The following is a 17720-nucleotide window of genomic DNA, read 5'->3' as shown; positions in this document are numbered from 1 at the left end:
AGTGAATGGCCGGATGTCGTTGCCCGGGGCCTCCGGCATGGGTACCGTGGATGAAGCGCCCCACCGTCGGCGCACGATCCGAGAACGGGCGAGAGGCGAACATCATGAGCGAAGCGAGTCGTGACGACGGCGCTGCCCGGTACGACCTGGGTCTGTTGTTCACCGACGGTCTGCCCGACCTGGACGACGCGAACGGATACCGTGGCGCTGTCGCGGCGCGTGCTGCCGGCATCTCCTATCGCCAGCTCGACTACTGGGCCCGCACAGGGCTCGTCGAGCCGACCGTCCGCGGAGCCGCGGGCTCGGGCTCGCAGCGCCTCTACGGCTTCCGCGACATCCTCGTCCTCAAGCTCGTCAAGCGACTCCTCGACACCGGCATCTCCCTGCAGCAGATCCGCACGGCGGTCAACCAGCTGCGCGAGTCCGGCGTGAACGACCTCGCCCAGACCACGCTCATGAGCGACGGCGCCAGCGTCTACCTTTGCACCTCGAACGACGAGGTCATCGACCTCGTCAGCCGCGGCCAGGGCGTGTTCGGCATCGCCGTCGGCAAGGTGCTCCGCGAAGTGGAGTCCAGCCTGGTCGAGCTCGACACGCAGGCCGACTCGCTCGACGAGCTCGCTCAGCGCCGCGCGTCGAAGTCCAAGGCGTCCTGAGGCCTCGGCCTCTTCGGAGGCCTTCCGTGTCCGGTCACCCGGACGCGGCGGTCAGGAACCTGCGGCCGCGTCCGCGTATTCGCCGATGCGCGCGGTGCGCAGCACCCGCTCGAGGAGCAGGTCGAAGTTGTGCGCCATCTCCTGGGCGCTCTCGCCCGGCCACACGTGCAACGGCTTCGCCGCGCCCTGAGCCTGCTGCAACGAGGTGCGCTCGGGCAGCTGCGGCGCCAAGACGAGCGGCCCGAACATGTCGCGCAGCTCCTTGATGCGGAACTGGTGCTCGAGGGACTGCACGCGTGCGCGGTTGACGATGATGCCGAGCGGCTGGAGGCGCGGGGAGAGACCGCGGCGGATCTCCTCGATCGCACGCAGCGCGCGGTCGGCGGCGGCGACCGAGAACAGGCCGGGCTCGGTGACGACGGCCACACGGTCGCTCGCGGCCCACGCCGTGCGCGTGAGCGCGTTGAGCGACGGGGCGCAGTCGATCAGCACCAGCTCGTAGTCGTGCTCGACGTTGGCCAGGGCCTCCTCGAGCTTCCAGATGTCGCGGATGCTCGGGTGCGGGCCGTCGAAGTTGATGGCGGACGGGCTGCCGATCATGACGTCGATCTTGCCCGCGCGGCCTTTGGTCCAGCCCGACGGGGCGATCGCGGCGCGCACGATCTTCTCCTTGGGGGACGCGAGCACGTCGGCCACGTTGAGGTGGCCTGCGACCTGGATGTCCATGCCGGTCGAGACGTCGGACTGCGGGTCGAGGTCGACGACCAGCGTCCGCAGACCTTTCGCGAACGCTGCCGAGGCCAGCCCGAGCGTCACCGTGGTCTTTCCGACACCGCCCTTGAGGGAACTAACGCTGAGTACGTGCACGAGAGCCACGTTACCTTCACTAGTCTTAGAGAACCTAACCGTTTGCTGTGTGGTGTCGACCCCTGCTCGAAAGGTTCCCATGTTCAGAAAGATCCTCGTCGCCAATCGCGGAGAAATCGCCATCCGTGCGTTCCGCGCCGCCTATGAGCTGGGCGCAGAGACCGTCGCCGTCTTCCCGTACGAAGACCGCAACTCGATGCACCGCCTGAAGGCCGACGAGGCGTACCAGATCGGCGAGCCGGGCCACCCCGTGCGCGCCTACCTGGACGTGAGCGAGATCATCCGCGTCGCCAAGGAGTCCGGTGCGGATGCGATCTACCCCGGCTACGGCTTCCTCTCCGAGAACCCGGAGCTGGCCGAGGCCGCGCGCGCCGCGGGCATCACCTTCATCGGTCCGCGTGCCGAGGTCCTCGAGATGGCCGGAAACAAGGTCACGGCGAAGGAGCACGCGATCGCCGCGGGCGTCCCCGTGCTGAAGTCCACGCCGCCGTCACGCGACATCGACGAGCTGCTCGCCGGCGCCGACGCCATCGGGTTCCCGATCTTCGCCAAGGCGGTCGCCGGTGGCGGCGGTCGCGGCATGCGCCGTGTCAACACCAAGGAGGACCTGCGCGGCGCGCTCGAGGAGGCGATGCGGGAGGCCGACAGCGCTTTCGGCGACCCCACCATGTTCCTGGAGCAGGCCGTGCTGCGCCCGCGCCACATCGAGGTGCAGATCCTGGCCGACGGGTCCGGCGACACCATGCACCTGTTCGAGCGCGACTGCTCGGTCCAGCGCCGCCACCAGAAGGTCGTGGAGATCGCGCCGGCGCCCAACCTCGCCGACGACATCCGCCAGTCGCTCTACCGCGACGCGATCGCCTTCGCGCGCTCGATCGGCTACGAGAACGCCGGCACCGTCGAGTTCCTCCTGGACACCGCGGGCGAGCGCGCCGGCGAGCACGTCTTCATCGAGATGAACCCGCGCATCCAGGTCGAGCACACGGTCACGGAGGAGATCACCGACGTCGACCTCGTGCAGGCGCAGATGCGCATCGCGGCGGGGGAGACCCTCGCCGACCTGGGCCTCAGCCAGGAGACCGTGCACGTCCGCGGCTCCGCGCTGCAGTGCCGTATCACCACCGAGGACCCGACCGCGGGCTTCCGCCCCGACACAGGCAAGATCACGACCTACCGCTCCCCGGGCGGCGGCGGCATCCGCCTCGACGGCGGAACGATCAGCCCCGGCTCGCAGATCAGCCCGCACTTCGACTCGATGCTCGCCAAGCTCATCTGCCGCGGCCGCGACTTCCCGGCGGCCGTCTCGCGCGCCCGTCGCGCCCTGGCCGAGTTCCGCGTCCGCGGCGTCGCGACGAACATCCCGTTCCTCCAGGCCGTCCTGGAGGACCCGGACTTCATCGCCGGCGACGTCTCCACGGCCTTCATCGAGGAGCGCCCCGAGCTGTTCAAGGGCCGCGTCTCGAAGGACCGCGGCACCAAGGTCCTCAACTGGCTCGCCGACGTCACCGTCAACCAGCCGAACGGCGCCCGCCCCGAGACCGCGGAGCCGACCGACAAGCTTCCCCGCATCGACCTGAGCGTGCCGGCCCCGGCCGGATCGCGCCAGCGCCTGCTGGAGCTCGGGCCGAAGGGCTTCGCCGAGGCGCTCCGTGCGCAGACCGCGCTGGCCGTCACCGAGACGACCTTCCGCGACGCCCACCAGTCGCTGCTGGCGACCCGCGTCCGCACCAAGGACCTCGTGGCCGTCGCCCCGTACGTCGCGCGGATGACGCCGGAGCTGCTCTCGGTCGAGGCCTGGGGAGGCGCGACCTACGACGTCGCACTCCGGTTCCTCGCCGAGGACCCGTGGGAGCGGCTCGCGACCCTCCGCGAGGCACTGCCGAACATCAACATCCAGATGCTGCTGCGCGGCCGCAACACCGTCGGCTACACGCCGTACCCGACCAAGGTCACCGACGCGTTCGTGCGCGAGGCCGCGGCCACCGGCGTCGACATCTTCCGCATCTTCGACGCCCTGAACGACGTCTCGCAGATGCGTCCCGCGATCGAGTCGGTGCTCGCCACCGGCGCCTCCATCGCCGAAGTGGCCGTCTGCTACACCGGAGACCTGCTCGACCCCGCCGAGGACCTGTACACGCTCGACTACTACCTGAAGCTCGCCGAGCAGATCGTCGAGTCGGGTGCGCACATCCTCGCCATCAAGGACATGGCGGGCCTGCTGCGCCCGTCTGCCGCCGAGAAGCTCGTCGCCGCCTTCCGGGAGCGCTTCGACCTCCCGGTGCACGTGCACACGCACGACACCCCGGGCGGCCAGCTCGCCACCCTGCTCGCCGCGGCTCGTGCCGGCGCCGACGCGGTCGACGTGGCCAGCGCCCCGATGGCCGGCACGACCAGCCAGCCGAGCGCCTCGGCCCTCGTCGCCGCGCTCGCCCACACCGAGCGCGACACCGGCATCTCCCTCTCGGCGGTCGAGGACCTCGAGCCGTACTGGGAGGCCGTGCGCCACGTCTACGCGCCCTTCGAGTCCGGCCTGCCCGGCCCCACCGGTCGCGTCTACAAGCACGAGATCCCGGGCGGCCAGCTCTCCAACCTGCGCCAGCAGGCCAAGGCGCTCGGCCTCGCAGAGGACTTCGAGCTCGTCGAGGACATGTACGCGGCGGCCAACCAGATCCTCGGGCGCATCCCGAAGGTGACCCCGTCGTCGAAGGTCGTCGGCGACCTGGCGCTGCATCTCGCGGCCGTCAACGCGGACCCGGCCGACTTCGCTGAGAACCCGCAGAACTACGACATCCCGGACTCGGTCGTCGGCTTCATGGCGGGCGAGCTGGGCGAGCTGCCCGGCGGATGGCCGGAGCCCTTCCGCACCAAGGTGCTCGCGGGCAAAACCGTGAAGGTCGGAGTGGAGGACGTGCCCGCGGAAGACGCCGCCGCGCTCGACGGATCCAGCGACGAGCGTCGCGCAGCCCTCAACCGGCTGCTCTTCCCGGCTCCCACCCGCATCTACGAGCAGATGCGCGAGCTCTTCGGAGACCTCTCGGTCGTCGACTCCCTCGACTACCTCTACGGACTCAAGCAGGGCTCGGAGCACGTCATCGAGTTCAGCAAGGGCGTGCGCCTGTACATCGGGCTCGAGGCCATCGGCGAGGCGGACGAGAAGGGCATGCGCACCGTCATGACCACGCTCAACGGCCAGCTGCGCCCCGTCTTCGTGCGCGACCGCAGCATCGAGGTCGAGGCGAAGGCGGCCGAGAAGGCCGACACGGCCAAGCCCGGCCAGGTCGCGGCACCGTTCTCGGGCGTCGTGACCCTGCAGGTCGCCGTCGGCGACCGGGTCGAGGCGGGCCAGGCCGTGGCGTCCATCGAGGCCATGAAGATGGAGGCGGCCATCACCGCCCCGATCGCCGGCACCATCGAGCGACTCGCCGTCCCGAAGACCCAGCAGGTCGACGCCGGCGACCTCCTCGTCGTGATCACCCCCGCCTAGCGCCGTACAATGACGCAGTCGCCTCCACCGGAGGCAGAAGGAGACCGAAGAACGTGGCACAGAAGCCGGAGGAGCCGGAACGCCGCGACCTCGCGCCCCTGGACGAGGAGCTCACGCTCTCCACGCCCGAGACGCTGAGCATCGCCGTGGACCTTCCGCCGACCCCTCCGCGCGAGGTGCCGGACGACGAGGCCGCCGTGGCGATCGACGACATCCCGGTCGATCCCGGCTTCGTGGCCTCGCCGACCGAGCCGAACACCACGTCGGTCGCCATCGTCGCGTCGCGCCTGGCGGCCGGCGCGGCCGAGGCGGAGGAGGCGGCGGCGGCCGAGCCGGTCGTCCCGCTGCCCGGCGGCGACCCGGCGCGCCAGGAGCAGTACGGCCAGTCGCGGCGGGACCGGATGCGCGGGGAGCACTCCACGCAGCCCGAGCCCGCAGCGATGCTCACGGCCGACCGACTGCTCGAGGTCAACCGCAAGACGCGACCGGGCCCCGAGGGCCCGTGGCAGCGCTTCGTCTACAACGTCACGTTCCGTACGGTGAACCTCGGCGATTCGGCCAAGGTGCGCGCACGCAAGGAGCTCGACCACCGCATCCAGAAGCAGTTCGAGGGCGGCACGCGCTTCGTGCCCGTCCTCACCCGCAAGGGCGGTGTCGGCAAGACGACGGTGACGACTCTGCTCGGAATGGCCCTGGCCGACGCCCGCGAGGACCGCATCGTCGCGATCGACGCCAACCCCGACCGCGGAACGCTCTCCGAGCGCGTGCCGAAGCAGACCAGGGCCACCGTGCGCGACGTCGTGCACAAGGCCGCCAGCATCAACGGCTTCACCGACTTCTCAGCCCTCGTGTCGCGGGACGAGACCCGGCTCGACATCCTCGCGTCGGACACCGACCCGCTGCTCTCGGAGGCGTTCGACGAGAACGACTACAACGTGGTCGCCGACCTCACCGCCCGGTTCTACTCCATCGTGCTGACGGACTGCGGCACCGGCATCGTCCACTCCGTCATGCGGGCCACCCTGCAGCGTGCGGACTCGCTCGTGATCGTCTCCGGCGGCAGCGTCGACGAGGCGCGTCTGGCATCCGAGACGCTCACCTGGCTCGAGGCGAACGGCTACGGAGACCTGGTGCGCAACGCGATCGTCGCCCTCAACACCGCGACGCAGGGCACGAACCTGGTCAAGCTCGAGGAGATCGAGGCGCACTTCCGGTCCCGGGTGCGCGAGATCGTCCGCGTCCCGTACGACCCGCAGCTCGCGGCCGGCTCGGTGGTGCAGTGGAAGGCGCTCAAGCCGCTGACCAAGCTCTCCGCCCGCACCCTCGCCGCGCTCGTCGTCGAGGGCCTGCCCGCCGAGCGCGACTGAGCCCGACCGCCCCGCCAGCACCATCGAGGAGTACCTGTGACCGAGCGTCAGATCCGCATCTTCGGCGACCCCGTCCTGAAGACCCCGTCCCTGCCCGTCGTCGAGATCGACGAGGGCGTCCGCGGACTCGTGGAGGACCTGGTCGACAGCGTCCTCCCGCCTGGTCGCGCCGGAGTCGCCGCGCCGCAGATCGGCGTCAACCTGCGCGCGTTCAGCTACAACGTCGACGGCGACGTCGGCTACGTGATCAATCCGGAACTCGTCGAGGTGTCCGGCGAGCCCGAACTCGTCGACGAGGGGTGCCTCTCGGTCCCCGGACTCTGGTTCAAGACCCTGCGGTATCCCTTCGCCCGGGTGCGCGGCGTCGATGTCGACGGCAACGAGATCGAGGTCTCCGGCACCGGCGTGATGGCGCAGGCACTGCAGCACGAGACCGACCACCTCGACGGAAAGCTCTACCTCGACCGCCTCGACAAGGAGACCCGGCGCGAGGCGATGAAGCAGGTCCGCGAGAGCGACTGGTTCTGACCTCCCGCCTCCTAGACTGACCGTATGCGCATCGCGGTCACCGGAGGATCAGGCAAGCTCGGACGCACCGTCGTCCGCGAGCTCAGGGCGGGTGGCGACCAGGTCGTCAACCTCGACGCGGCGGGGGAGCGCGGCCCCGGATTCGTGCGGGTCGACCTGACCGACTACGGTCAGACCCTCGACGCCGTCTTGGGCGTCGACGACCAGCACGACGGTTTCGACGCCATCGTGCATCTCGCCGCCATCCCCGCTCCCGGGATCCTGAGCGACGCCGCCACGTTCCACAACAACATCCGGGCGACCTACAACGTGTTCCAGGCCGCCCGTCGGGCCGGCATCTCGAACATCGTGTACGCGTCGAGCGAGACCGTGCTCGGCCTGCCGTTCGACGTCCCCCCGCCCTACATCCCGGTGGACGAGGACTACCCCGCGCGCCCCGAGTCGACCTACTCCCTGGTGAAGCACCTGGAGGAGCAGATGGCGATCGAGCTCGTGCGCTGGGATCCCACGCTCAAGATCGTCGCCCTCCGGTTCTCGAACGTCATGGAGCCGGCCGACTACGCCGAGTTCCCCGGATTCGACGACGATGCGCTGAAGCGCAAGTGGAACCTCTGGAGCTACATCGACGCGCGCGACGGCGCCCAGGCGATCAAGCGGGCCCTCGACTGGGAGACGACCGGCTTCGACCGGTTCATCATCGCCGCCGCCGACAGCGTCATGAGCCGGCCGAACGCCGAGCTCGTCGCCGAGGTGTTCCCCGACGTGCCGCTGAAGGGCGACCTGGGCGAGCACGACTCCCTGCTCTCCATTGCGAAGGCCCGCCGCCTCCTCGGCTACGCCCCGTCCCACTCCTGGCGCGACACCCCCTGACATTCGTGCCGAATGTCGCTTTTGAGCGCGCCATTCCCCTCATTCGTGACGAATGTCTCTCCACAGGCTGCGGGGCGTAGGGGGGTTCTCCACGGAAAGCGCGGGGCGTGCGAGAGGGTGCGCCGGCGCGGGCACGATGAAGGCATGCGAACGCCGGAACCTCTGCCCTCCGCTCTGGGCGGAACGTCGTTCACTTCGCTGGATGCCCGCCTCGCCGGGGTGAGCGCATCGCGGTTGCGTGCACGGGACATCTCCCACCCGTTCCACGGTGTCCACGCCTTCGCGCCCTCCGATGAGGTGGTGGCGCTCTGTCGCGCCTACCTCCATGTCATGCCCGATGGTGCCTACTTCAGCCATCAGACCGCTGCTGCGCTGCTCGGCATTCCCCTCCCGCCCGGTGTTTCGCAGAATCCGGTCCGCGTTGCCGTCGCCTTTCCGCGCACGCCCCCGCGAAGGCGTGGCGTCATCGGTCACAGCCTGGGGAGTGTGGAGGGGACTCTCGTGGACGGACTGCCCGTCGCGGCTCCTGCGCACGTATGGTGCCAGCTCTCGGGGATGCTTGATCGCGAGGACCTGGTCGCTGCCGGAGACTTCCTCGTCGGAGCACGCACGAGGGCACCTGTCGTCACGCTGGATGATCTCGCGGCCCTCGCAGACGAGCTGCATCGGTCCAAGGGCTCGCGGTCGCGAGCCTGGGCGTTGCAGAGGATCCGGTTCGGCGCGGATTCTCGCCCGGAATCACTACTGCGGCTGTTCCTCGAGGATTGCGGGTTCGGGGAGGTGCAGGTCAATGCGCCGATGACGGTCGACCACGGTCGGCTCGTCCTGCACGCCGATCTCAGCGTCCCCCGGCTCCGATTGGCCTTCGAGTACGAGGGCGACGGGCATCGGATCGATCAGCGTCAGTGGCACCTCGATATCCACCGGCGCGAGCTGCTGGAGGCCGAAGGATGGCGGGTCGTGCGAGTGACCGCGCGCGACCTCTTCCAGGACCGCCCAACGTTCGTCTCCCGCCTCCAACGATTCGTGCCGAATGTCGACTTAGCGCGAGCGTAAGTCGACATTCGGCACGAATGCGTGGGGTCAGTAGGCGAGGGAGATGCCCTGGGTCTTCGGGTTGTCGCTGTAGATGCCGTCGATGACGTCGGCGAAGTCGGCGAGGATGACGTTGCGCTTGATGCTCAGCTTGGGCGTCAGGTGGCCGCTCGCCTCGGTCAGCTCGGTGGCCAGCACCACGAACTTGCGGACGCTCTCCGCACGGGAGACGCCGGCGTTGGCGGCATCGACCGCGCGCTGGATCTCGGCGTTGACGGCCGGGTTCACGGACGCCTCGGCCAGAGTCATGTCCTTGTCCTCGCCGTTGTTGGCGAGCCAGGTGGAGAGCATCTCGGTGTCGAGGGTGACGAGGGCCGAGATGAAGGGCTTCTGATCGCCGACGACGACCACCTGGCCGACCAGCGGATTCGACCGGATCGGGTCCTCGAGCGCCGCGGGCGAGACGTTCTTGCCGCCCGCGGTGACGATGATCTCCTTCTTACGTCCGGTGATCGACAGGAAGCCGTCGGAGTCGAAGGAACCCAGGTCGCCGGTCTTGAACCAGCCGTCGTCGAAGGCGGCGGCGGTGGCCTCCGGGTTCTTCCAGTACTCCTTGAAGACGTTGATGCCCCTGACCTGGATCTCGCCGTCGTCGGCGAGGCGGACGCCGATGCCGGGGAGCGCGGGGCCGACGGTGCCGATCTTGAACTTGTCGGGGAGGTTGACGGTCGCCGGTGCGGTCGTCTCGGTCAGGCCGTAGCCCTCGAGGATCTTGATGCCCAGGCTGTGGAAGAAGTGGCCGAGGTGCGAGCCGAGCGGCGCCGAGCCGGAGACGGCGTAGCGCACCCGGCCTCCCATCGCGGCACGCAGCTTGCTGAACACGAGCCGGTCGTACAGAGCGAACTTCAGCTTCAGACCGAACGGGACCGAGCCGGCCTCGAGCGACTTCGAGTGCTCGACCGCGACGGCGGCCGCCGCGCGGAAGATCTTGCCCCGGCCGCCGGCCTCCGCCTTCTGCTCGGCCGAGTTGTAGACCTTCTCGAACACGCGCGGGACGGCGAGCAGGAAGGTCGGCTTGAAGCTCGCGAGCGCCGGGAGCAGCTGCTTGGTGTCGGCCTGGTGGCCCACCTTCACACCGCCGGTGACGCAGAGCACGGCGATGAAGCGCGCGAAGACGTGGGCGGTGGTGATGAAGAGCAGGGTGGAGGCGCCGCCCGGCTGATCGATGAGCTCGGTCAGCGCCGAGGCGGAGTTGCGCGACAGCTCGACGAAGTTGGAGTGGGTCAGCACGCAGCCCTTGGGGCGACCGGTCGAGCCGGAGGTGTAGATCAGGGTGGCGATGTCCTCGCCGCGGGCCAGATTGCGGCGGCGCTCGATCTCGGCGTCGGGGACCTCGGTCCCGGCGGCGGCCAGCTTGTCGAGGTCGCCGAGGTGCAGCTGCCACACGTCGTCGATGAGCGGGAGGTCCGCGTGGACCTCGTCGAACCGGGAGTACATCTCCGCGTTCTCCACGATGACCGCGATGGCGCCGGAGTCCGCCATGTTCCACTGGATCTGCAGCGGCGAGGAGGTCTCGTAGATCGGGACGAGCACGGCACCCGCGAACCAGGTCGCGAAGTCGATCAGACTCCACTCGTAGCGCGTCTTGCACATCAGGCCGATCTTGTCGCCGGGCTGGATGCCGGCGGCGACGAGGCCCTTCGCGAGGGCGACGACCTGGCGGTGGAACTCCGAGGCGGTGATATCGCGCCAGCCGTCACCGTCCGGGAGGCTGAAGAGCGGCGCGTCGGGGGTCGCGGCGACGCGCTGGACGAGCAGATCGGTCGAGTTGGCGTCGGGGTCGGCGGGGACGACGGCGGGTGTTTCGAAACTGATCACGGCAGCTCCTTCGATACCGGTGGGCGCGGGTCGGGCCGAATGGCTTCGGCCGGACTGGTTAACTACACTCTAGATGGTGCGGCTGGAGTCGCCCTGGGCGCCCGGCCTCCACCACCTCCTCACCCGCCACCTTCTGGAAGGTTTCTGCCTGTGCATGCGATCGGGATCGACATCGGGGGCACGAAGATCGCGGGGGCCGTCGTCGACGAGCTCGGCGTGATTGTCCGCGAGGACCGCGTCCCGACCGACGCCACCCGCCCGCAGGAGATCGAGAACGCGGTCGTCGAGATGATCGAGCGCCTCTCCGACGGCCCGGAGCAGATCGCCGGAGCGGGAGTCGCCGCGGCGGGATTCATCGACGCCGCGCAGTCGACCGTCTACTACGCGCCGAACATCAACTGGCGTCACGAGCCCTTCCGCGAGAAGCTCGAGAAGCGCATCGACCTGCCCGTGCTCATCGAGAACGACGCGAACGCCGCAGGATGGGCGGAGTTCCGGTTCGGCGCCGGACGACTGGTCAGCGACATGGTGATCCTGACCATCGGAACCGGCGTCGGCGGCGCCATCGTCAGCAATGACCGGCTGTTCCGCGGCGGGTTCGGTGCAGGCGCCGAGATCGGCCACATGCGCGTCGTCCCGGGCGGTCTGCCCTGCGGCTGCGGAGCCCATGGCTGCATCGAACAGTACGGATCGGGACGCGCGCTCCAGCGCATGGCGAACGAGCTCGCCGATGCCGGGGGGATCGGACAGGCCCTCGCCGACGTGCGCACGCGCACCGGATCGCTGAGCGGAACGGACATCTCCGCACTGATCATGGCCGGAGACCCCGGCGCGCTCGCAGCGCTCCGGCAGCTCGGGGACTGGCTCGGCCAGGCCTGCGCCAGCCTCGGGGCCGTCCTCGACCCTCAGCTCTTCGTCTTCGGCGGTGGGGTCGCCCAGGCGGGCGAGCTGCTGCTCGAGCCGATCCGCTTGGCGTACCTCGAGAACCTCCCCGCACGCGGCTATCACCCGGAGCCCGAGTTCAAGATCGCCGAGCTCGTGAACGACGCGGGAGTCGTCGGCGCCGCCGACCTCGCCCGCGTGCACGCCTCCCTCTGAGGCGTCAGGGGGGTTAGGCTGCAGAACGATGTTCTACTGGCTGATGAAATACGTCGTGGTCGGACCGATCCTGCGCGGCATCTTCCGCCCCTGGGTCGTCGGCATCGAGAACGTCCCCGCGCAAGGCGCCGTGATCCTGGCCAGCAACCATCTCTCGTTCATCGACTCGATCTTCCTCCCGCTCATCGTCGACCGGCACGTCTCGTTCCTCGCCAAGAGCGACTACTTCACCCGCAAGGGGCTGAAGGGCTGGGCGACCAAGACATTCATGAAGGCGACCGGGCAGCTGCCCATCGACCGGTCGGGCGGCAAGGCGTCGGAGGCGTCGCTGAACACCGGGCTCGCCGTGCTGGCCCGCGGTGAGATCCTCGGCATCTACCCCGAGGGCACCCGCAGCCCCGACGGCAAGCTGTACCGCGGTCGCACCGGCGTCGCGCGGATGATCCTCGAGGCCGGTGTGCCGGTCGTGCCCGTCGCGATGGTGGACACGGCGCAGATCATGCCCATCGGCAAGCGCCTGCCCAAGATCGGCCGCATCGGGATCGTCATCGGCGAGCCGCTCGACTTCAGCCGGTTCGACGGGATGGAGGGCGATCGCTTCATACTCCGCTCGGTCACGGACGAGATCATGTACGACCTGCATGCGTTGGGCGCCCAGGAGTACATGGACGTCTACGCGAGCACCGTGAAGGAGAAGCGGGCCTCCCTCGCCCGCTGATCCGTCACATCCGGCCGCTCGGTCACGCAGCGTCGGCGCAGCACGGTAGGCTCGGTATCCACCAATCCCACCGGCGCGGCCGAGTGCCGGCGCGCCCCCGAATGAGCGGAAGACCAGTGCTACAGACCACAGATCCCGTCGTGCGACCAGACGAGTCCGTGATCGAGGGCCTGGACTATTGGCGCACGCTCGAGATCAAGCAGCAGCCGACCTGGCCCGACGCGGAGGCCGCCGCCGCCGCGTCCGCCGAGATCGCCACCCTGCCGCCCCTCGTCTTCGCGGGCGAGGTGGATCAGCTGCGCACCCGTCTGGCGCGCGCGGCCGAGGGGAAGGCGTTCCTGCTGCAGGGCGGCGACTGCGCCGAGACCTTCGCCGGAGCCACCGCCGACCAGATCCGCAACCGGGTGAAGACCATCCTGCAGATGGCGGTCGTGCTGACGTACGGCGCGTCCGTGCCCGTCATCAAGATGGGGCGCATGGCGGGCCAGTTCGCCAAGCCGCGCTCGAGCGACACCGAGACCCGCGGCGATGTCACGCTGCCCGCGTACCGCGGGGACATCGTGAACGGCTACGACTTCACCCCGGAGTCCCGTCAGGCCGACCCGCGGCGGCTCGTGCAGGGTTACCACACGGCTGCGTCGACGCTGAACCTCATCCGCGCCTTCACCCAGGGTGGCTTCGCCGACCTGCGCGAGGTGCACAGCTGGAACAAGGGCTTCGCTGCGAACCCGGCGAACCAGCGTTACGAAGGTCTCGCTCGCGACATCGACAAGGCGATCAAGTTCATGGAGGCGGCCGGAGCCGACTTCGACGAGCTGAAGCGCGTGGAGTTCTACGCCAGTCACGAGGGCCTGCTGATGGACTATGAGCGGCCGATGACGCGCATCGACTCGCGCACCGGGACGCCGTACAACACCTCGGCGCACTTCATCTGGATCGGCGAGCGCACGCGCGACCTGGATGGCGCGCACGTCGACTTCCTCTCCCGCGTCCGCAACCCGATCGGCATCAAGCTCGGCCCGACGACCACGCCGGACACCATGCTGCGCCTGATCGACAAGCTCGACCCCGAGCGCGAGCCCGGCCGTCTGACCTTCATCACGCGGATGGGTGCGGGCAAGATCCGCGACGCCCTTCCTCCGCTCCTGGAGGCCATCAAGGGCGCCGACGCGCTGCCGCTGTGGGTCACCGACCCGATGCACGGCAACGGTCTCACCACGCCGAACGGCTACAAGACCCGTCGTTTCGACGACGTGGTCGACGAGGTCAAGGGCTTCTTCGAGGCACACCGCGCGGCGGGGACGAACCCCGGCGGCATCCACGTCGAGCTCACGGGCGACGACGTCACGGAGTGCCTGGGCGGCTCCGAGCACATCGACGAGGAGACCCTGGCGACGCGCTACGAGTCGCTCTGCGACCCCCGCCTGAATCACATGCAGTCGCTGGAGCTGGCGTTCCTGGTCGCCGAGGAGCTCGGCAACGCCTGACCCGGCGCACGCTACGAAGAGCCCCTGTCATCCTCGGATGACGGGGGCTCTGTCGTATGCATCGTGGCGTATGCGCCGCGGCGCACAGCGGGGGAGAGTCGCGCGCTCAGAACCCGGCGAAGTTCACCGTGATCGTGGAGCCCTTGGGTGCCTGCTCGCCCGCCGCCGGCGAGATCTTCGACACCACGAACGCGGCAGGAGCCACGTCGGCGATCGGACTGTACTTGAGCTGGAAACCGGCGTCCTGCAGGGCCTTCTTGGCCACATCCCAGCTCTTGCCGACGACGTCGGGCACCGGGACGGGCTCGGGGCCCTTGGACGTCTCGAGGAGGAGCGTGTCGCCGGGCTTCACGACGTCGCTCTGCGGGTGGGCGGCGATCACGTCGCCCTTCTCGACCGTGTCGCTGTAGCTCTCCGGCCCGGCGCCGACCTTCAGGTTGACCTTGGCCAGGGTGGCAGTGGCGTCGTCGACGGACTTGCCCGCCACGTCCGGGATGGCGCCGACGGAGACGACCAGGTTGACCGTCGCCGCCTCGAAGTAGTCGCCGCCCTGGGAGAGGTCGCGTCCATCCAGGGCGCCCGAGGCGGAGATCACCGTATCGGCCGGCACCTTCGCGTCGAACTGCTGGACGACGTCGCCGACGTGCGCCTTCTTGCCCTGGATCTCGGACTTCGCCTGGTCGAGCGTCGTTCCGGCGAGGGCGCCGAGGGTGATCGGCGCCGGCCCCTGTGAGATGCGCACCGTGACCAGGCTGCCGCGCGCGGCCGACGACCCTTCTCCCGGATCGGTGCTGGAGACGAGGCCCTTTTGCACGGTGGTGCTGTACTCGGGCGCCTCCTTCGTCTGGAAGCCGAGTTCCTTGAGCTGTGCGGCGGCCGCATCGGGGGCGACGTTCACGAGCTTCGGGACCTGCACGAGCGAACCCGGACCGGAACCGAAGTACCAGCCCGTCCCGCCCGCGACTCCCGCGAGCAGGATGATGAGGGCGAACAGCCACCAGCCTTTGCCGCGGCGCCGCTTGGCGGCGGCCGCGAGCTCGTCGGCCGAGCTGGGCGTGTTCGCCGCGACCTGCTGCCGGATCGCCGGGTTGATGATCTGGGTGTCGCCCTCGTCCGCGCTGTAGGCCGGCGGGAGCACCATGGTCGACTGGAGCACCGACTCGCCCCGGATGGACTTCTCGGCCTCGAACAGCCGGTCCAGCATCTCGCGCGCGTCTTTGGGGCGGCGGTCGGGATCCTTCTCGGTCGCCCACAGCACCAGCTCGTCGAGTTCGGCCGGGACCGACGGGTTCTTGCTGCTCGGTGCCGGGACGGCGTCGTTCGCGTGCTGGTAGGCGATCTGCATCGGCTGCTCGCCCTGGAAAGGCTGCTCGCCGGTCAGCATCTCGAACATCATGATGCCCAGCGCGTAGATGTCGCTCCGGGCGTCCGCCACGCCGCGGGTGACGAGCTCGGGGGAGAGGTAGGCGATCGTGCCGAGCAGCGCCTGACCGGTCGCCGTGTTCGCGCTCGCGGCGCGGGCCAGCCCGAAGTCGCCGATCTTGATGCGGCCGTCGTCGGCGAGCAGCACGTTCTCGGGCTTGAGGTCGCGATGGACGATGCCGGCCTTGTGGGCGGCGGCGAGGCCGCTGAGCACGGCCTCCATGATGTCGATTGTCTGCTCGGGGGTCAGCTTGCCGTAGTCCTTGAGCAGGTCGCGCAGGGTGATGCCCGGCAGGTACTCCATGACGAGGTACGCCATGTCGGAGTCCTGGCCCTGATCGAACACGTTGACCACGTTGGGGTGCGCGAGCCGCGCGGCCGAGCGGGCCTCCTGCACGAAGCGGCTCTTGAAGGTGCTGTCGTCGGCGAGATGGCCGTGCATGACCTTGATGGCGACGCGGCGCTCGAGGCGCAGGTCGGTGGCGAGGTAGACCGTCGCCATGCCCCCTCGGGCGATCCGCGAGCGCACCTGGTACCGGCCGTCGATGAGACGGCCGATCAAGGGGTCGGTCTGGCTCGTGGTCACGAGTCGAGTCTAGGGAACGACGGATGCGTGGACCCTGCAAAACACCGGTGTGCGCGAGCGCCGTGATGCGCCTGTGACCTTCGGGCCACGCCCGATCAGCCCAGCTGTGCGAGCCAGGCCCGCGCGGAGGTCTCCCATTTGGCGTACGCGTCGGGGAAGGCGGAGATCTGCACGGCCTGGGCCGCCTGCGTGACGCTCATCGACGACCAGCCGGGGATGTCGAGGAGGCCGCGGGTCCGCCCCGGGTTCGGATTGCCGGCCCCGCCGTAGAAGGCGCGGGAGGCGCGCTCGGGATCGAGCACCTGGGCGGGCGTACCCCAGCCGGTGCTGGGCCGCTGCTGGAACAGGCCCAGGGAGTCGCGATCGCCGTACTGGACGTTGCGCAGGCCGGATTCCTGGGCGGCCGCGGCCAGCGCGACGACGATGCCCTGGTCGCTCACGCCCTCCTGGCGGCCGACCCGGACGATCACGGCGGCGTTGGAGCGCATCTCCTCCGTGAGCGCCACCACCTGCCCGGCGCTCGCGGTGGGGCGGGGGGCCGCCGGTGCGGGCGCGGGAGCGGGTGCCGGTGCCGGAGCGGAGACCGGGGTGACGGAGGCGGCCGTCGTCATCCCCGGGATGGTGACCTGCTGGCCGGGGAAGATCAGGCTGGAACTGCTGAGTCCGTTCGCGCTCAGGACAGACGCGGTCGACACGCCGAAGCGGCTCGCGATGCGGCTGATCGTGTCGCCGGAGACGACCGAGTACTTGGTGACCGCTGGAGCCGGCGCCGGAGCGGCGGGAGCGGGCGCAGACGCCGCGGCGCCGCCGAGGGCGAGCACCTGCCCCGGGAAGATGAGGCTCTTCCAGCTGAGACCGTTGAGGGCGAGGAGGCTCGCGGTCGAGACGCCGAAGCGTGCGGCGATGCCGCTGACGGTGTCTCCGGAGGCCACGGTGTAGCTGGTGGGCGTGCCCGCCGTGGAGGTGCGGGGTTCCGAGGTCGTCGCGGTCGGCGCAGCAGGCGCGATGCGCGTGGATCCGGTCGTGGGGGTCTTCTCGCGCGGGTGCTCGGCGGTCTGCGGAGGCATGGCCTGCGCCGGGCTGATCAGGTTCAGGGTCACCGCGATCGAGCTCGCCACTGCGATCGGGACGGTGCCGAACGCCGTGCGCGTCCAGTGGCGGCCGCGTTCCGGAACGGTGGCCGGTTCCACGGCTGCGTCGTCGCCTCGTACGGTCATGGGACCCCCCTTTCGAGTGACACACCGACCCTCACGCTGACACAGTATGAAGAAGGAGTCAACCAAAGTGACGGGTGTGACAGCAGTTTACCTGATCGTAACAATCGACCGTGCGCGCGACAGCCGCTCGGACGTGGCACGCTTGGTGACGTGAACGAGCGAGTCCAGGCCACCGAGTGGCTCACCATCCCCGACCTCGTCGACCAGCTGGGAATCGGCGTCAGCCGGGTGCGCCGGCTGATCGAGGACCGCCATCTGGCCGCCAAGCGCATCGACGGCGTGATCAAGGTCCCGGCTCTCTTCATCCGCGACGGCGAACCCGTCGCGGAGCTGCGCGGGACCCTCGTCGTGCTCTCCGACGCCGGGTTCGGCGACGAGGAGGCGCTCGACTGGATGATCGACGAGGAGGAGTCGCTGGGCACCTCGCCGATCGAGGCGCTCCGCAGCGGGCGCAAGGCCGAAGTGCGCCGCGTCGCGCAGGCGCTGGCCTGACCTCGCCTTCGGGCC

The 17720-nt window shown here is 69.6% G+C and carries 14 protein-coding genes; 10 read left to right on the top strand and 4 right to left on the bottom strand.

The window, feature by feature from the left end; all coding sequences use genetic code 11:
* Window positions 1-104 precede the first annotated feature (104 nt).
* Window positions 105-656, top strand: coding sequence for a MerR family transcriptional regulator (locus ACFVU2_RS11345; RefSeq protein ID WP_387874011.1), 552 nt, complete (start codon window positions 105-107; stop codon window positions 654-656).
* A 51-nt stretch (window positions 657-707) separates the two neighbouring features.
* On the opposite strand, the gene ACFVU2_RS11340 is transcribed toward ACFVU2_RS11345, so the two are convergent.
* Window positions 708-1523 carry a ParA family protein gene (locus tag ACFVU2_RS11340; RefSeq protein WP_387874445.1) on the bottom strand — a complete coding sequence of 272 codons (816 nt, stop codon included), beginning with the start codon at window positions 1521-1523 and terminating at the stop codon, window positions 708-710.
* Window positions 1524-1602: 79 nt separating this feature from the next.
* On the opposite strand from ACFVU2_RS11340, the gene ACFVU2_RS11335 reads away from it, so the two are divergent.
* From ACFVU2_RS11335 to ACFVU2_RS11315, 5 genes are all read left to right on the top strand, one after another.
* The gene (locus tag ACFVU2_RS11335) at window positions 1603-5007 is read left to right on the top strand and encodes a pyruvate carboxylase (RefSeq protein WP_387874008.1); all 3405 of its coding nucleotides are present in this window, start codon (window positions 1603-1605) and stop codon (window positions 5005-5007) included.
* Between the two features lie 53 nt (window positions 5008-5060).
* On the top strand, window positions 5061-6374 hold the full coding sequence (locus tag ACFVU2_RS11330) for an AAA family ATPase (protein ID WP_387874006.1): 1314 nt from the start codon (window positions 5061-5063) through the stop codon (window positions 6372-6374).
* 36 nt (window positions 6375-6410) lie between these two features.
* Window positions 6411-6902 carry a peptide deformylase gene (gene def, locus ACFVU2_RS11325; RefSeq protein WP_387874003.1) on the top strand — a complete coding sequence of 164 codons (492 nt, stop codon included), beginning with the start codon at window positions 6411-6413 and terminating at the stop codon, window positions 6900-6902.
* Window positions 6903-6926: 24 nt separating this feature from the next.
* The gene (locus tag ACFVU2_RS11320; RefSeq protein WP_387874001.1) at window positions 6927-7772 is read left to right on the top strand and encodes an NAD-dependent epimerase/dehydratase family protein; all 846 of its coding nucleotides are present in this window, start codon (window positions 6927-6929) and stop codon (window positions 7770-7772) included.
* Window positions 7773-7991: 219 nt separating this feature from the next.
* Complete coding sequence (locus tag ACFVU2_RS11315) at window positions 7992-8828, top strand: hypothetical protein (RefSeq protein WP_387873999.1); 837 nt, start codon at window positions 7992-7994, stop codon at window positions 8826-8828.
* Between the two features lie 27 nt (window positions 8829-8855).
* Here the strand turns inward: ACFVU2_RS11315 and ACFVU2_RS11310 are convergent, their stop codons facing one another.
* Window positions 8856-10685, bottom strand: a complete 1830-nt coding sequence (locus ACFVU2_RS11310) for an AMP-dependent synthetase/ligase (RefSeq protein ID WP_387873996.1) — start codon at window positions 10683-10685, stop codon at window positions 8856-8858.
* 150 nt (window positions 10686-10835) lie between these two features.
* Between ACFVU2_RS11310 and ACFVU2_RS11305 the strand changes: the two genes are divergently transcribed.
* The 3 genes from ACFVU2_RS11305 (at window position 10836) to ACFVU2_RS11295 (ending at window position 13988) form a co-directional block, all read left to right on the top strand.
* Window positions 10836-11783, top strand: a complete 948-nt coding sequence (locus ACFVU2_RS11305) for an ROK family glucokinase (protein ID WP_387873994.1) — start codon at window positions 10836-10838, stop codon at window positions 11781-11783.
* A 28-nt stretch (window positions 11784-11811) separates the two neighbouring features.
* Complete coding sequence (locus ACFVU2_RS11300) at window positions 11812-12501, top strand: lysophospholipid acyltransferase family protein (protein ID WP_387873992.1); 690 nt, start codon at window positions 11812-11814, stop codon at window positions 12499-12501.
* A gap of 101 nt (window positions 12502-12602) precedes the next feature.
* Complete coding sequence (locus tag ACFVU2_RS11295; protein WP_387873990.1) at window positions 12603-13988, top strand: class II 3-deoxy-7-phosphoheptulonate synthase; 1386 nt, start codon at window positions 12603-12605, stop codon at window positions 13986-13988.
* A gap of 106 nt (window positions 13989-14094) precedes the next feature.
* Here ACFVU2_RS11295 and pknB read toward each other — a convergent pair whose 3' ends face one another.
* Window positions 14095-15996 carry a Stk1 family PASTA domain-containing Ser/Thr kinase gene (gene pknB / locus ACFVU2_RS11290; protein ID WP_387873988.1) on the bottom strand — a complete coding sequence of 634 codons (1902 nt, stop codon included), beginning with the start codon at window positions 15994-15996 and terminating at the stop codon, window positions 14095-14097.
* A 95-nt stretch (window positions 15997-16091) separates the two neighbouring features.
* The gene (locus ACFVU2_RS11285) at window positions 16092-17213 is read right to left on the bottom strand and encodes a LysM peptidoglycan-binding domain-containing protein (RefSeq protein WP_387873986.1); all 1122 of its coding nucleotides are present in this window, start codon (window positions 17211-17213) and stop codon (window positions 16092-16094) included.
* A 150-nt stretch (window positions 17214-17363) separates the two neighbouring features.
* On the opposite strand from ACFVU2_RS11285, the gene ACFVU2_RS11280 reads away from it, so the two are divergent.
* Window positions 17364-17705, top strand: a complete 342-nt coding sequence (locus ACFVU2_RS11280; protein WP_387873984.1) for an Rv2175c family DNA-binding protein — start codon at window positions 17364-17366, stop codon at window positions 17703-17705.
* The last annotated feature ends 15 nt before the right edge of the window (window positions 17706-17720 follow it).

Source organism: Leifsonia sp. NPDC058194 (assembly GCF_042883605.1).
GTDB lineage: Bacteria > Actinomycetota > Actinomycetes > Actinomycetales > Microbacteriaceae > Leifsonia.
This window is presented reverse-complemented; position numbering and strand designations above follow the sequence as displayed.

Excerpts from the sequence above, each read along its gene's own strand:
- ACFVU2_RS11345 (WP_387874011.1), top strand. The coding sequence starts at position 105 with ATGAGCGAAGCGAGTCGTGACGACGGCGCTGCCCGGTACGACCTGGGT.
- ACFVU2_RS11335 (WP_387874008.1), top strand. The coding sequence starts at position 1,603 with ATGTTCAGAAAGATCCTCGTCGCCAATCGCGGAGAAATCGCCATCCGT.
- ACFVU2_RS11320 (WP_387874001.1), top strand. The coding sequence starts at position 6,927 with ATGCGCATCGCGGTCACCGGAGGATCAGGCAAGCTCGGACGCACCGTC.
- ACFVU2_RS11300 (WP_387873992.1), top strand. The coding sequence starts at position 11,812 with ATGTTCTACTGGCTGATGAAATACGTCGTGGTCGGACCGATCCTGCGC.
- ACFVU2_RS11295 (WP_387873990.1), top strand. The coding sequence starts at position 12,603 with ATGAGCGGAAGACCAGTGCTACAGACCACAGATCCCGTCGTGCGACCA.
- ACFVU2_RS11285 (WP_387873986.1), bottom strand. The coding sequence starts at position 17,213 with ATGACCGTACGAGGCGACGACGCAGCCGTGGAACCGGCCACCGTTCCG.